The organism is Streptomyces sp. NPDC030862, assembly GCF_055571835.1.
Genome location: NZ_JBVIEN010000006.1, coordinates 493,850 through 507,497, shown reverse-complemented (window position 1 = coordinate 507,497; position 13,648 = coordinate 493,850). Strand labels below are relative to the sequence as shown.

Here is a 13,648-nt window from a genome sequence, read left to right as displayed (position 1 = left end):
ACGGAGGAAAGGAAATCGCATCCCCCCCCCCCCCCCCTCTACCCCCCCCCCCCCCCCCCCCCCCCCCTCCTTCTTCCCCCCCTCCCCCCCCCCCCCCCCCCCCCCCCCCCCCCCACCGCCCTGTTCACGCGTCCAGCAGCGGGATCAGCTGCTCCTCCTCGTACCGGAGGTGCTCCTCCAGTTCCTCGGTGAGCCGCTCGACCTCCGCGAGGACCCGCGACCCGTCCGCCTCCTCGTCGGAGACGGCGTCCCGCAACGCGGCGAGCAGCGCGGCGATCCGCTCGTGCTCCTGCTTCAGCCGGTCCATCACCGGGGCGAGGCCGGGATGCGCGGGGTGACGGTCGGCGAGCATCGGGAAGAGCATCGTGTCCTCCCCGGTGTGGTGGTTGTGCAGGCCCTGGCAGAGGGTGAGGCAGTTGACGCGCAGCTGGGTGCCGAGGCCACCGGCGGTCCCGGATTCCGCTATCTCCTTGCTGATGAGGCCCAGTTCGCGCCGGAACGCGTCGTGGACGACCTTGATGGCCTCCCCGAGGGACGTCGCGTTGATGTCCGGCGGGCCGGGGACCTCGTCGAGGGCCACGACGGGGATGACGCGGGCCGTCCTGGCCTGGTAGTCGGCCCACCCGGAGTCGGCCTCCACGGCGCGGGCGAAGGCCCGGTCGCGTGCGTCGCCCGTCAGGACGGTGGCGTCGGCCTCGTACGTGAAGACGCCGCTCTCGACGGTCACACGGGGGTGGGCCAGAAGGTTGTGGTACCACGCGGGGTGCCGCGGGGAGCCGCCGGCCGAGGCGATGACCAGGACGCGGCCGTCGCCGTCGGGGTAGTAGCCGACGGGGGTGGTGTGGGGCTCGCCGGACCGGGCGCCGGTCGTGGTCAGCAGGAGGAGCCGGGCTCCCTCGAACATCCCGCCGACGCGGCCGTGGTTGGCCCGGAACTCGTCGATGACGGGCTGGTTGAAATCGTTGGGCAAGAGTGTGGTCTCTGCTTTCTGCTCCGGAGAAGACGCATGGGTACGCGGAGGAGGAACGCAGAGACGGCGGGGATCTGCCCCGCCCCGGCGTCACGCGGAGGCCGGGTGCCCTACTCGTGTGTGGCCCATGGCCGACCCGGCAGTCACCGCGTCAACGTACCGGCACGTTCTCACCCGTCGCAACGACGAAAACCGGCCAGCAGACCCGGCTTCAGCCCAGGTCGATCCGGTCCCCGACCGACCGCGCCCGCGCCGCGTCCACCACGAGCGCCGCGGCCACCGCGTCCTGGACGGCGACGCCGACCGACTTGTAGAGGGTGATCTGGTCGGCCGACGTACGTCCGGGCCTGCTGCCCTCGACCAGCTCACCGAGCTCGGCGTGGATGTGGTCCGGGGTGATGACACCGTCCCGGATCGGGTAGAGCAGGTCGTTGCTCCCGGCGGGGAACGGCGCCAGCGCGGCCCGCCGCGACTCGACGCAGACGAGCGCGTCGGCGACGGTGGCGTCGTCGACCTCGCGGCCCGCCCGGCTGAAGCCGACGGACGCGATGTGCACGCCGGGGGTGAGCCATTCCCGGCGTACCACCGGGTCGACGGGGTGGGTGGCGGCGGCGACGAGGTCCGCGCCGTCGAGCGCGGCGGCGTAGTGGGGCGCGGCGACGACGTCCACGCCGAGCTCCGCCGACAGCTCCTCGGCCAGCACCCCGGCCCGCACCGGGTCTCGCCCGGCTACCCGGATCTCCCGGACCGGCCGCACCCTGCACATGGCCCGGGCGTGGGTACGCGCCTGCACTCCGGTGCCGAGGAGCGCGAGGACCGCCGCGTCGTCCCGCGCCAGCAGCCGCGCCGACAGCGCCGACCCGGCGGCCGTGCGCGCGGCGGTGATGGCGGTCCCGTCCAGCAGCGCGGTCGGCTCGCCGGTCGCCGGGTCGAAGACCACGATCAGCGCCTGGTGCGTCGGCAGCGGCTTCCCGGCGGCACCACCGGCACCAGCGGTACTCCCTGCACCTCCCGCCCCGGCCCTGCTTGTCTTCCCGGGCCTCCCCGCCGCCCTCCCGGCGTTGTGCGGGAACACCGACACCAGCTTGCTCAGCAGGACCCCGGCCGACGGCACGAACCCCGGCATGGCGGCGAGGAAGGCGTCCTGCTCGGGCACGACGGCCGCCACCCGGTCGGGCACCGAGGCCCGCCCCTCGCTGAGGTCCACCATCGCCGGGGCGAGCCTGTCGATCAGCGCGTCCATGTCGAGCAGCGCCTCGACCTGCGACCGTCCCAGTAGCAGCATCCGTCCAGCGTCTGTCAGTCCCGTGTCCGGCGGGGAGGCGACACGCCGGAACCGGCCCGGCGCGCGGGCGGCGGACCCCTCAGGGACCCGTGCGCGCCGCGGCGGCCCGGCTCAGCCGCTCGGCGACGCGCACGGCCGGCGCCGCGCCGTCGGAGCCCTCGACGCACACGGCGATCGCCAGGAGGCCGCCGTCGCCGGCGCGGGCGTACGACACGGACCACGCGGCCGCTCCGGCCCCGTCGCCGTCGTCCGTCGCCGCCGCGACCCAAGCGGTCCGGGACGCCGAGGGCCCCAGCGCCGAGCGCAGCTGGTCGGCGGTCGCCTGTGCGACGACCCGGCCCGGGGTTTCGGCTGCGGGCCGCTGGGTGCTCCCGTCCGCCCGGACCACGTGGTCGACCACCGTCGGACGGACCTGGCCGCCTCCTCCGGCGAGGACCGCCATGACCCTCGCCATCTGTACGGGCGTGGCGGTCACTCCGCCGAGTCCGTTGCCGGTCGCCGCGAGGTCCGCCTCACCGTCCGCACCGCGCGGGTAGGTGCTCGTGACGGCGCGCACGGGCACGTCGAGGCGGTCGTCGTTGAAGCCGAACGCCTCGGCGGCCTGGGCCAGGGTGTCCTCGCCCAGGTCGGTCGCGATGCGGGCGAAGACGTTGTCGCAGGAGAACCGCAGGGCGGTCCGCAGCGACGCGTTCTCGCAGCGGGCGGGGACACCGGGGGTGAGGGGGCTGCGGGTCGGGGCGTCCATGGAGCTGTAGAGGTCCTGCTCGACGGCCGCCACCGCGACGACGAGGTGGAAGGTGTCGCCCGGTGCCACCGCCTGCCGCAGCGCGCGGTTCAGCAGCGGATCGTCCTCGTCGCTCTCCAGCTCCTCCCACGCCTCGGCGTCCTTGGGCATGTTCCCGCTGAAGGTGGCGGGATCGAAGGACGGAGCACTGACCAGGGCCTCGATCCTGCCGCTCTGCACGTCCAGGGCGACCGCGGCGCCCTTGCGCCCGCTCAGCCCGTCGGCGGCGGCCTTCTGCAGCACCGGGTCGATCGTCGTCACCACATCGCCGGGCGCGCGTCCACCGTGACGGGCGGCCGGCCCGAGGACGTCCTCGTAGACCGCCTCCAGACCGTTGTACGCGTAGGCCGTCGACCGGTACCCGGTGACGGCGGCGTACAACTCCCCGTCGGCGTAGGTGCGCTGGTAGGGCGCCTTCTCCAGCCCGGTCGGCTTCGCCCCCGTGACGGCCCGTCCCGCGACGACGATGTCACCGAGTCCCTTCGGCTGCCCGGCGGTCGGTTTCCCCTCTCCCGCCCCCGCAGGGGGCCGGGGCTGCTTGTCGGCCGTGCATCCCGACAGGGCGGCGGGGAGCAGCGCGACGAGGACGGCGAGCGCAGCCGTACGCCGGAGAACATAAGACATGTTGATCACTCTACGTTCGCCAACTCCCCTGCGGACAGGGCGTGATCATCCGAACAGGATGCCGCCCACCGCGTGCGGCGCCGATCGAGGCCGGGCGACCGCGCCTACGGGAGACCGGCGTCCGGGCACCTCCGGGCAACCTTCGCGTTCGGGAACCGCTTGGAGTCCCTTGCACGTCACATGGCATGCTGACACGATCTGCCGCGGCATGACAGTGCGTGAAACGGGGGCTTTGCGCTGTGGGTTACACCATTCCCGAAGGCGTCGACACGATGCTCGACATCGTTGGCGTCGGCTGGCCGAACGTCGACGAGGACGCCTACCGCGACATGGCCACGGCGCTGCGGGAGTTCGCCGACGACGCCGACGACGACGGCCACGCAGCCCACCAGCACATCCAGCGGCTGCTGTCCACCGGACAGAGCGAGTCGCTGACCGCCCTCGACAAGCACTGGTCCAAGGTGCAGGGCAAGCACGCGGACCTGGCGAAAGCCGCCCGGCTCGTCGCCGATGCCCTGGACCGGGTGGCCGACATCATCGTCGCCCGCAAGATCGCCGCGGTCGGCGAACTGGCCGACCTGTGCGCCACGGTGGGCATCACCCTCGCCTTCGCCCCGGTGACCGCCGGCCTGTCCACCCTGCTCGCCGGCGCGAAGATCGCCGCCACCCGCATCGCCTTCAAGAAGATCCTCAAGGAGATGGCCGAGGCCGCCGTCGCCGAGATCGTCGCGGTCCTCACCCAGCCCGCCGTCGCCGCCATCGAGAACGTCGTCGCGGACCTGGCCATCCAGACCGCGCTCAACGTCACCGGCGTCCAGGACGGCTACAACACCGGCCAGACCGTCCAGGCCGGCAAGGACGGCCTGCAGATCAACTCCGCCGGCCCCGGGGGCGGCGGACCCGGCGGCGGCCCGGTCATCGACCACGACGCCCACGGCAAGGCCGGCGGCAACCTCACCGACGTACAGATCGCCATGCAGGGCAAGACACGCGGCAAGCTCGGCACCGCCAAGTCCCACCACGGCCGCGCCAAGGGCAAGGACTCCCTCACCGCCGTCCTGGACACCACCATCGAGGGCGTGACCGAGAAGCTCGGCAAAGCCCTCGACGACCTCGGCGACCACATCGGCAAGAAACTCCCCGACGCCATCAGGGGCGGCTCCAAGACCCACCGGGACACCGACCAAGGCGTCCACGACGACGTCAGGAAGATCAAGCCGGGTGACGGCAAGGACGAGAACGGCAAAGGCGGCGCGGGGGGCGGCGGCGGTGGCGGTGGCGGTGGAAACGGCGGTGGCGGCGGGAATTCCGGTAAAGGCCCCGCAGGGAAGCCGATAAGCCCCCAGCCGGATTGGCACGGAAAGAGCGCCGGCAAGATGAAGCACCACCGGCGCGACGCACTGGACGTAAGTCACCTCACCCCGGAGCAGCAGCGGCAGGCCCTCGTCCAGGAGACGCGCGATCTGGCGGACAACGCCCGCGACCAGGAAGCGGGCCACAATCCGCCCGGCAAGGACCGTCTGGTGAAGTCGTGCGCGGGAGGCCTGCTGCACGAGGGCACGCTGACGAGCCACTCCAGCTCCACGAAACGGCACGGCCAGACACACCTCGACACCCACCCCGCGCTCAAGAGCGTCGTGGACCAGGTGGAGAAGGCCATCCGAGCGGACGGCGACAACCCGGGCGCCGGGCATGGGAAGTGCGCGGAGATAGCACTCGTGTCCGACCGGTTGCGTGGTATAGAAGACAGGGACAAGACAGCGATCCGCACGCCGGAGGACATTCGCCGAGTAATGAGCGGAGCACTCGTCTACTCCCTTCAAATCGGAGAACAGGACTCGCCGACCGGTTTCAAAAAACACGGCGATTACAAGGAACCATGCCGTTCCTGTTCGAGAATTCTCCCGTTGATCGGTGTCACGGCACACACATAGAGCGAGGGCAACGATGCCGATACTTTCCACACCCGAAGAAGTGGACGCGTGGCTTGCCGAGGCAGGCTGGCACCCGGGCCGCGACGTCGGGGAACAGGCGGCCGAGGCAGTCGCGACGGTGGTCGAGCGCTACCGGTCCTACGGCGTGGACATCCAGCCCTCCGCGCCCGCCCTCGCCTTCATCCGGGAGCACGCGTTCCTCAAGGCCGTCATCGACACGGCACCGGAGAATTTCGCGGTATTCACGCCACACCTCGTCTTCAAGGGAGACGCCGAAGAGATCGAGGAACTGGCGGGAGAGCTGGGCACCAAGCTCTTCCCCATCGGTTACGACACATACGACGGGTCAACCATTCTCATGGACGAGACCGGCCGGTTCTTCTTTTCTCATCACACCGGCGCGTATTATCTGGGACGGGAAAAGTACGAGGCGCTGATGAGTCTGATGAGCAGCGAGATGGAGGACGCGGAGGACTACTTTGTCTGAGCTGATTCCCGGCGTAGCCGCATCACTGCTGCTCCACAACCAGATCTTCAGCCATACGAATGTGGCCGGCGACGAGGAGCCCCATCTCCATCCCGCCGTCAGGGCGTTCTTCGAGACGCTGCCCGTGGCGCAACGCGAGCCCTTCATCGGATACTGCGCGGAATCCGCTCTCGTCTCGGACCAGCTGTGGAGTCTGGACCGACGACGCTCCGACGGGGGAACGACGACCCTGGAAGAGGCCGTCCCCCACTTCACCGGTGCCGTCCTCGTCGCGAAGAAGATCCGCGGTTACGGCGACCCCGAGCACGGCACCACGGCTCAGGTGTGCCGCTCTTGTTCGGCCCTCCTGGAGCGGCTGGGCATCGACGTGATCGACTCATGAGCCGAGATGAGGACGCACTGGTCACGGCGGGCTGGTACGAGGGCCGTGACGTCAGGGAGGAGGCACTGAGGGCCGCCCTCAAGACCGTCGCGCTTGTCGAGCCGGTGGCCGATGGAGCGACATGGGTGCTGTTCCCCGCTGCCGAACGGGCACTGCGCGAATTCCACGGGCTGCGCATACGCCCGTCCTGCCCCGGCCAGGACGTCGCAGCCACGGGATGTGTGATCGACCCCACGGAAGCCAGGCACGCCCTGCGCCCGTTGACGCTTCTCGGTCGGTCCACGGGGTCCCGGTTGTTCCCCTTCGGCCGTACGGACGCCGACGCCCTGCTCGCCGTCGACGAGGAAGGGCGCCTGTTCTCCATCGATCACGGCGGGCGCTGGCAGCTGGGCGAAACCGTGCGGGAAGGCCTCTCCGCACTGGCGCAGGGACGTGCTCCGCAGCGGATCGCCGCTCGCCGCTGGGCCTGGACCGCGCCCACCTCACCGGGCAGCGAGCCACTCGAAGACGCCGTACGTACCGCGCTGGTGGGGGTGTACGTCTTGCACCGGCACCAGGTGTTCAGCGCTCGCGAGCTGTGGTTCACCGTGACGACGCTGCGCGGTATCGGGGTCGAGGCCCTGAACCGCCCCCTCCCCCTCCCGGGCGGCTCTCTCGGCGAGAGCGCGGCGCCGTTGGCGGCCAGGATGGAGGCGTTGATCCGGGCGGAGGGCATCACCACGCAGGGCGCTGAGCTCGGCCTGGCCGTTCGCGCCCCGCGGGAGACCACCGCCCCGCTGTCGTCCGTCATGTGCGCCGTGCGCACCGGGCACTCGGCGAAGGCCCCGGCGTTGGTCGAACTCTCGCTCTCCGCCGGCGCGGGCGCTTCGGTCGGCCGGTCCGGCACGGCCGTCGCCGCCTGCGCACAGGACCTCGCGCGATACGCCGAGCACCCGTCGTCGTGAGCGTGTCCATGGGGAGGGCCACGCCGAGCCCGGCCCCCGCCACCGGCCCTCGGTGAGCACCTAGAACGGCGCCCGCGCCGCCTCCATCAGGCGGACGGTGTCGTCCGCGCACAGCCGCAGCGCGCTACCGACGGTCGTCAGCACCTCGCGCTCGGCCTGGGTGTACGCGCCGTCCGCGAGCGCGATCCGCGCCCCCTGGAGCAGGATCGACTCGCGGCCCGCCGGGGCGAGGTGCGGGGTGAGCGGCTCCAGCGCCTCGTGGAGCTCGATGGCGAGCGCGGCGCCGCAGGGGCCGTCGGTGTCGGTCACGAAGCGGCCCGTGTCGGCTTCGAGGGCCTCGATGAGCGAGGTGAGGCTGTCGGCGGTGCAGTCCTCGTACCCGGCGGCGCGGACCGTGGAGACGGCGGTCTGCAGGACCGTACGGGATGAGACGCCGCCCGCCGCGAGGACGGCGAGGGCGACGGTGTGGACGGCGTCGCGCAGCATCGCCGAGAAACGGGCGGTCGTCGGGTGGTCGAGGGCGTCCAGGCCGAAGTGCGCGTGGCAGGCCGCGCACTCGACGACGGGCCCGGCGATGCCCCGCGGCAGCAGCGGAACACCGAAAAGAGTGAACCGGCGGCGGCCGGTGCGGCGCCGGTAGTTGCGGTCGCCGCCGCAGCCGGGACAGAAGAACTCGCCGTCACCGACGGTGTTCCACGTGGTGGAGATGGAGCAGATGCGCAATTTCCGGCCGCGTGATCCTCGTGCTGGCAGCACGTCGCACCTCCATCTAGCCTCGGCCACCTTGCCGCGTGGGCGTGATGTTAGCCACATCGGTGATGCCGCGTCAGCACCTCGTCCAGAGAACGCCACCGGACATGGCCGAACCCCGCCCGCTGTCGGCGGGCGGGGTTCGGCGTACGGAGGGGTGCGGGGGTCAGCGCGCGGCGCGGTTGACGGCCGAGATGACCGCCTTCAGCGAGGCGCGGGTGGTGTTGGCGTCGATGCCGATACCCCACAGGACCTTGCCGTCAATGGCGCATTCGATGTACGAGGCGGCCTGCGCGGAGGCGCCCTCGCTCATCGTGTGCTCCTGGTAGTCCAGCAGGCGTACGTCGATGCCGATCGACTGGAGCGCGTCGAAGAAGGCCGAGATCGGACCGTTGCCGGAACCGGTCAGGACGACGTCCTGGCCGTCGACGACCGCCTCGACGGTCAGCGTGTCCGTGCCGTCCTTGTCGGTCGTGGTCTGGCCGGAGCGCAGCTGGATGCGGCCCCAGCGGGCGGCGGCGTCGTCCGCGTTGGGCAGGTACTCGTCCTGGAAGACGGCCCAGATGTCCTTCGGCGTGACCTCGCCGCCCTCGGCGTCGGTCTTCGCCTGGATGATCTTCGAGAACTCGATCTGCATGCGGCGCGGCAGGTCCAGCTTGTGGTCGTTCTTCAGGACGTAGGCGATGCCGCCCTTGCCGGACTGCGAGTTGACGCGGATGACCGCCTCGTACGACCGGCCGACGTCCTTGGGGTCGATCGGCAGGTACGGCACGGCCCACTCGATCTCGTCGACGGTCTTGCCTGCCGCGGCGGCGGTGGCCTCCATCGCGTCGAAGCCCTTCTTGATGGCGTCCTGGTGGGAGCCGGAGAAGGCGGTGTAGACCAGATCGCCCGCGTAGGGGTGGCGGGGGTGGACCTCCATCTGGTTGCAGTACTCGGAGGTGCGGCGCACCTCGTCGATCTGCGAGAAGTCGATCTGCGGGTCGACACCCTGCGAGAACAGGTTCATGCCCAGGGTGACCAGGTCGACGTTGCCGGTGCGCTCGCCCTGCCCGAACAGGCAGCCCTCGATGCGGTCGGCGCCCGCCATGATGGCCAGCTCGGCCGCCGCCACCGCCGTACCGCGGTCGTTGTGCGGGTGGACGGAGAGGCAGACGAACTCGCGGCGCGACAGGTTGCGCGACATCCACTCGAACCGGTCCGCGTGCGTGGAGGGCGTGGAGCGCTCCACCGTGGCGGGCAGGTTGAGGATGATCTCGCGGCCCTCCTCGGGCTGCCAGACGTCCATGACCGCCTCGCAGACCTCCAGGGCGAAGTCCAGCTCGGTGTCGGTGAAGATCTCCGGGCTGTACTGGTAGCCGAAGGTGGTCTCGTCGCCCAGGATCTTGTCGGCGTACTCCATCACCAGCCGGGTGCCGTCGACCGCGATCCGCTTGACGTCCTCCTTGGAACCGCGGAAGACGACCCGCCGGAAGACGGGCGCGGTGGCGTTGTACAGGTGCACGGTGGCGCGGTGGGCGCCGCGCAGCGACTCGACGGTCCGCTCGATCAGGTCCTCGCGCGCCTGCGTCAGGACGGAGATCGTCACGTCCTCGGGGATCGCGCCCTCTTCGATGATGGAGCGCACGAACGCGAAGTCGGTCTCGCCGGAGGACGGGAAGCCGACCTCGATCTCCTTGTAGCCCATGCGCACGAGCAGGTCGAACATCTCCCGCTTGCGGGCGGGGGACATCGGGTCGATCAGCGCCTGGTTGCCGTCCCGCAGGTCGGTCGACAGCCAGCGCGGGGCCTTGGTGATGCGCTGGTCCGGCCAGGTGCGGTCGGGGATGTCGACGGCGTCGTACGGGCGGTACTTGTGGATGGGCATCCCGGACGCCTTCTGGGTGTGCGTCGCGTTGGTGATGGGCGTGGGACGGCCGATCCACTGGGACTGAGACATTGCGTAGGGCTCCTGGGATGTCCTGATCTGGGGGTCCCCCATGTCCGAAGGGCTATGGGGGAGGCCGACAGGGTCGAACGCAGCACCAGACTCCGCGGGGAGGGGGTCGGCCTACGACTACAGGCCCTCGCCGCGGCAGCTAAGGAGAAGCAGCCCGAAACGCATGATGCGAAGCAGCCTAGCCGAGGGGCACGGTGGGCGGGGGGTCTGTTTCAGTATGCGGGATTCCGCGCTGTAATCACCCAAGCGTGAGGAATCACTCCTTTTCAGGAATCGTCGTCGCACCTCGTGACAGGCACGTGACGCGCTGCGACATTGCGGAACATGACCACCGCACCTGCCACACGCACCTCCGATCCCTCCACCCGCTGCTCACCGGGGTTCTGCTCGGTCGTCCCGCCGCACCTGCTGGACCGGCTGAGCCGTTCCGCCGACCCGCTGATCGCCGCGGCCGCCCGCCGCACCCTGGTCACGGACGCCGCCAACCGCACCGCACGCCGCCTGACCACGGTCACCGGCGCCGCCGCCGTACCCCGGGCGGCCGACGCGCCCGCCGGCAAACCGCGGCGCACGATCTACGACGCCGAGCACAAGACCGCGCTGCCGGGCAGGAAGGTGCGCGCGGAGGGCCAGCAGCCGACGGGTGACGCGACCGTCAACCGCGCGTACGCCGGTCTCGGCGCGACCTTCGAGCTGTTCCGGGACGTGTACGAGCGCGACTCGATCAACGGGTCGGGCCTGCCGCTGGACGCGACGGTCCACTACAGCCGGGACTACAACAACGCCTTCTGGAACGGCGAGCAGATGGTCTTCGGCGACGGCGACGGCCGGATCTTCCTCGACTTCACCCTCGCGGTGGACGTCATCGGCCACGAGCTGGCGCACGGCGTCACGCAGTACACGGCGAACCTGGCGTACTTCGGCCAGCCGGGCGCGCTCAACGAGTCGATGTCGGACGTCTTCGGCGCACTGGTCAAGCAGTACGCGCTCCAGCAGACGGCCGAGCAGGCGGACTGGCTCATCGGGGCGGGGCTGCTGGCCCCGGACGTCCAGGGCGTGGCGCTGCGCTCGATGAAGGCGCCCGGCACCGCGTACGACGACGACGTCCTCGGCAAGGACCCGCAGCCCGCGACGATGGACGACTACGTGCACACGGGTTCCGACAACGGCGGCGTCCACATCAACTCCGGCATCCCGAACCACGCCTTCTACCTGGTCGCCACCCGGCTCGGCGGCAGCGCCTGGGAGCGGGCCGGGCGGATCTGGTACGACGTGCTGACCGGCGGCGAGCTGGCGGTGGACGCGGAGTTCGCGGACTTCGCCAAACTGACGGTGGCCGCGGCGAGCGCGCGGTACGGCGCGGGGGGCGCGGAGCACGACGCGGTGACCAAGGCCTGGTCGACGGTGGGGGTGCCGACGGAGTAGACAGGGCCCATGCGGATTCGGGTGACACGCACGGGCGGTTTCACGGGCATCGAGCGGCGGGCCGAGGTGGACACCTCGGGCCGCCGCGACGCTGCCGAATGGCACACCCTGGCAGAGGCTGCACTGACCACGAACCGGGGGGCGCCGCCGTCCGGGGTGCCGGACGGCTTCCAGTACGAGATCAGCGTGGACGGCCGTACGGTGCGCTGCGCGGACCCGCACCTGTCGGACGCGCAGCGCGAGCTGGTGAGCCGGGTGCTCCGCGAAGGCGCCTGAGCCGGTGATCGCCTCGGAAGCCGAAGTGCTCCGGCAGAAGCTCAGAAGCCGAGCTTGCGGAGCTGCTTGGGGTCGCGCTGCCAGTCCTTGGCGACCTTCACGTGCAGGTCGAGGAAGACCGGCGTACCGAGCAGCGCCTCGATGTGCTTGCGGGACTTGGTGCCGACTTCCTTCAGGCGCTGACCCTTGGGGCCGATGATGATGCCCTTCTGGCTGGGGCGCTCGATGTAGACGTTGGCGTGGATGTCCAGCAGCGGCTTGTCCGCCGGGCGGTTCTCGCGCGGGATCATCTCCTCGACGACGACCGCGATGGAGTGCGGCAGCTCGTCCCGTACGCCCTCCAGCGCGGCCTCCCGGATCAGCTCGGCCACCATGACCTGCTCCGGCTCGTCCGTGAGGTCACCCTCGGGGTAGAGCGGCGGGGACTCGGGCAGCAGCGGGACCAGCAGGTCGGCCACGAGCTGGACCTGCTTGCCGCCGACCGCCGACACCGGGATGATCTCCTGCCACTCCATGCCCAGCTCCGCGCCGAGCCGGTCGATCGCGATGAGCTGCTCGGCGAGGGTCTTGGAGTCGACCAGGTCCGTCTTGGTGACGATCGCCACCTTCGGGGTCTTCTTGATCCCCGCGAGCTCCTTGGCGATGAACCGGTCGCCGGGGCCGAGCTTCTCGTTCGCCGGGAGGCAGAAGCCGATGACGTCGACCTCGGCCCAGGTGGTGCGGACGACGTCGTTGAGCCGCTCGCCCAGCAGGGTGCGCGGCTTGTGCAGCCCCGGGGTGTCGACCAGGACCAGCTGCGCGTCCGGGCGGTGCACGATGCCGCGCACGGTGTGGCGGGTGGTCTGCGGCCGGTTGGAGGTGATCGCCACCTTCTGTCCGACCAGAGCGTTCGTGAGGGTGGACTTGCCCGCGTTGGGACGGCCGACGAAGCAGGCGAAACCGGCCCTGTGGGTGGTTTCGGTTTCTGGATTACGAGCGCTCATAGGGGCCATTCTCCCCGATGCGGGCACCCTCACGTACCGCTGCCCTTCCGCATGGCCAGCGCGGAGGCCATCGCGACCGCGTAGAGGATCACCAGCACGCCCACGATCAGGTCCAGCCAGTCGAACGTTTCACCGCGTGCGGCCGCGGCGGCGGCCCGGACGCCGACGGTGAGGCCGGCCGCGAACAGCACCACCCCGGCGGTTCCCCGCATCGCCCGGGCGGCGGTCGGCCGGCGCTCCTTCAGCAGGTCGCCGGCCGCCCACAGCACGAGCAGCAGCGGGAACACGTCGTAGGGCTGCGGCCGACCGTCCCCGACGAACCAGTCGGCGACGTTGATGGCGACGCCGATGGCGCCGACCCCCAGCACGACCCAGGGGTAGGTCAGGCCCCCGGTCTTCTTTCCGGGCTTCCGCCCGGTCTTCCCACCGGTCGTCTCGCCGGTGTTGCCGCCGACGGTCTCGTCGGCGTTCTCCCCCGTGCCCGCCATCAGCCGGCGCTCACCGTGGCACGCAACTCGCCGTCGGGGCCGGCCACCAGCACGGGCGTGGCCGGGCCGCCGAGGTCGCGGACGGCGGCGCGGTCCGCGTCCGAGGCGGCGTCGGCCTCGGTGACGACGGCCGCGGCCTCCAGCGACTTCGCGCCGCTGGCCACGGCCATCGCGACCGCCGTCTGGAGCGCGCTGAGGTTCAGCGACTCCAGCGCGACGGTCCCGGCGACGTACGTACGCCCCGTCTCGTCCCGCACCGCCGCGCCCTCGGGCACACCGTTGCGGGCACGGGCGCTGCGCGCCAGCGTGATGATCTTGCGGTCCTCGGGGCCAAGGTCGGATGTCGTCTGCGTCATGCCCCGAGGATAAGTCCGCGA

The 13,648-nt window shown here is 71.1% G+C and carries 14 protein-coding genes; 6 read left to right on the top strand and 8 right to left on the bottom strand.

All coding sequences use genetic code 11. The features are described 5' to 3' along the window. Positions 1-124: 124 nt before the first annotated feature. The 3 genes from ACZ42X_RS19385 to ACZ42X_RS19375 all read right to left on the bottom strand — a co-directional run bounded on the left by ACZ42X_RS19385 (position 125) and on the right by ACZ42X_RS19375 (position 3,663). The gene (locus ACZ42X_RS19385; protein WP_468291184.1) at positions 125-970 is read right to left on the bottom strand and encodes a nitroreductase/quinone reductase family protein; all 846 of its coding nucleotides are present in this window, start codon (positions 968-970) and stop codon (positions 125-127) included. Positions 971-1,181: 211 nt separating this feature from the next. Next, positions 1,182-2,255 (bottom strand): ornithine cyclodeaminase family protein, encoded by a 1,074-nt coding sequence (locus ACZ42X_RS19380; RefSeq protein ID WP_468291181.1) that lies wholly within the window; start codon positions 2,253-2,255, stop codon positions 1,182-1,184. Positions 2,256-2,334: 79 nt separating this feature from the next. Beyond that, positions 2,335-3,663: a penicillin-binding transpeptidase domain-containing protein gene (locus ACZ42X_RS19375; RefSeq protein WP_468291179.1), complete on the bottom strand. Its 1,329-nt coding sequence runs from the start codon at positions 3,661-3,663 to the stop codon at positions 2,335-2,337. Between the two features lie 272 nt (positions 3,664-3,935). Here ACZ42X_RS19375 and ACZ42X_RS19370 point away from each other — a divergent pair, with 272 nt between their 5' ends. From ACZ42X_RS19370 to ACZ42X_RS19355, 4 genes are read left to right on the top strand one after another with little or no spacing between them, the layout of a single operon-like run. Then, positions 3,936-5,597, top strand: coding sequence for a YwqJ-related putative deaminase (locus ACZ42X_RS19370; protein ID WP_468291177.1), 1,662 nt, complete (start codon positions 3,936-3,938; stop codon positions 5,595-5,597). 13 nt (positions 5,598-5,610) lie between these two features. Further along, positions 5,611-6,084: an SUKH-3 domain-containing protein gene (locus tag ACZ42X_RS19365; RefSeq protein ID WP_468291174.1), complete on the top strand. Its 474-nt coding sequence runs from the start codon at positions 5,611-5,613 to the stop codon at positions 6,082-6,084. Then, positions 6,077-6,466 (top strand): YwqJ-related putative deaminase, encoded by a 390-nt coding sequence (locus tag ACZ42X_RS19360; protein WP_468291171.1) that lies wholly within the window; start codon positions 6,077-6,079, stop codon positions 6,464-6,466. Before ACZ42X_RS19365 ends, ACZ42X_RS19360 begins: the two co-directional genes overlap by 8 nt. Next, positions 6,463-7,410 (top strand): SUKH-3 domain-containing protein, encoded by a 948-nt coding sequence (locus ACZ42X_RS19355; protein WP_468291168.1) that lies wholly within the window; start codon positions 6,463-6,465, stop codon positions 7,408-7,410. The genes ACZ42X_RS19360 and ACZ42X_RS19355 overlap by 4 nt, the downstream gene beginning before the upstream one ends. Before the next feature lie 60 nt (positions 7,411-7,470). Here ACZ42X_RS19355 and ACZ42X_RS19350 read toward each other — a convergent pair whose 3' ends face one another. Both ACZ42X_RS19350 and leuA read right to left on the bottom strand, forming a co-directional pair. Beyond that, on the bottom strand, positions 7,471-8,166 hold the full coding sequence (locus tag ACZ42X_RS19350; RefSeq protein WP_468291165.1) for a TerB family tellurite resistance protein: 696 nt from the start codon (positions 8,164-8,166) through the stop codon (positions 7,471-7,473). Between the two features lie 160 nt (positions 8,167-8,326). Beyond that, positions 8,327-10,099 (bottom strand): 2-isopropylmalate synthase, encoded by a 1,773-nt coding sequence (leuA, locus tag ACZ42X_RS19345; protein WP_361413712.1) that lies wholly within the window; start codon positions 10,097-10,099, stop codon positions 8,327-8,329. 324 nt (positions 10,100-10,423) lie between these two features. Between leuA and ACZ42X_RS19340 the strand changes: the two genes are divergently transcribed. Further along, positions 10,424-11,524, top strand: a complete 1,101-nt coding sequence (locus tag ACZ42X_RS19340; RefSeq protein ID WP_468291162.1) for a M4 family metallopeptidase — start codon at positions 10,424-10,426, stop codon at positions 11,522-11,524. A 9-nt stretch (positions 11,525-11,533) separates the two neighbouring features. After that, positions 11,534-11,800: a protealysin inhibitor emfourin gene (locus ACZ42X_RS19335; RefSeq protein WP_468291159.1), complete on the top strand. Its 267-nt coding sequence runs from the start codon at positions 11,534-11,536 to the stop codon at positions 11,798-11,800. A 41-nt stretch (positions 11,801-11,841) separates the two neighbouring features. Here the strand turns inward: ACZ42X_RS19335 and era are convergent, their stop codons facing one another. Genes era through ACZ42X_RS19320 form a run of 3 tightly spaced genes read right to left on the bottom strand, consistent with a single transcriptional unit; the run spans position 11,842 to position 13,627 of the window. Further along, the gene (gene era, locus ACZ42X_RS19330) at positions 11,842-12,792 is read right to left on the bottom strand and encodes a GTPase Era (RefSeq protein ID WP_468291156.1); all 951 of its coding nucleotides are present in this window, start codon (positions 12,790-12,792) and stop codon (positions 11,842-11,844) included. A 20-nt stretch (positions 12,793-12,812) separates the two neighbouring features. Next, positions 12,813-13,271, bottom strand: coding sequence for a hypothetical protein (locus ACZ42X_RS19325; protein ID WP_468291153.1), 459 nt, complete (start codon positions 13,269-13,271; stop codon positions 12,813-12,815). Beyond that, entirely contained in the window at positions 13,271-13,627 is a 357-nt protein-coding gene (locus ACZ42X_RS19320) for a cytidine deaminase (protein WP_361413693.1), read from the bottom strand. The genes ACZ42X_RS19325 and ACZ42X_RS19320 overlap by 1 nt, the downstream gene beginning before the upstream one ends. Positions 13,628-13,648 lie beyond the last annotated feature (21 nt).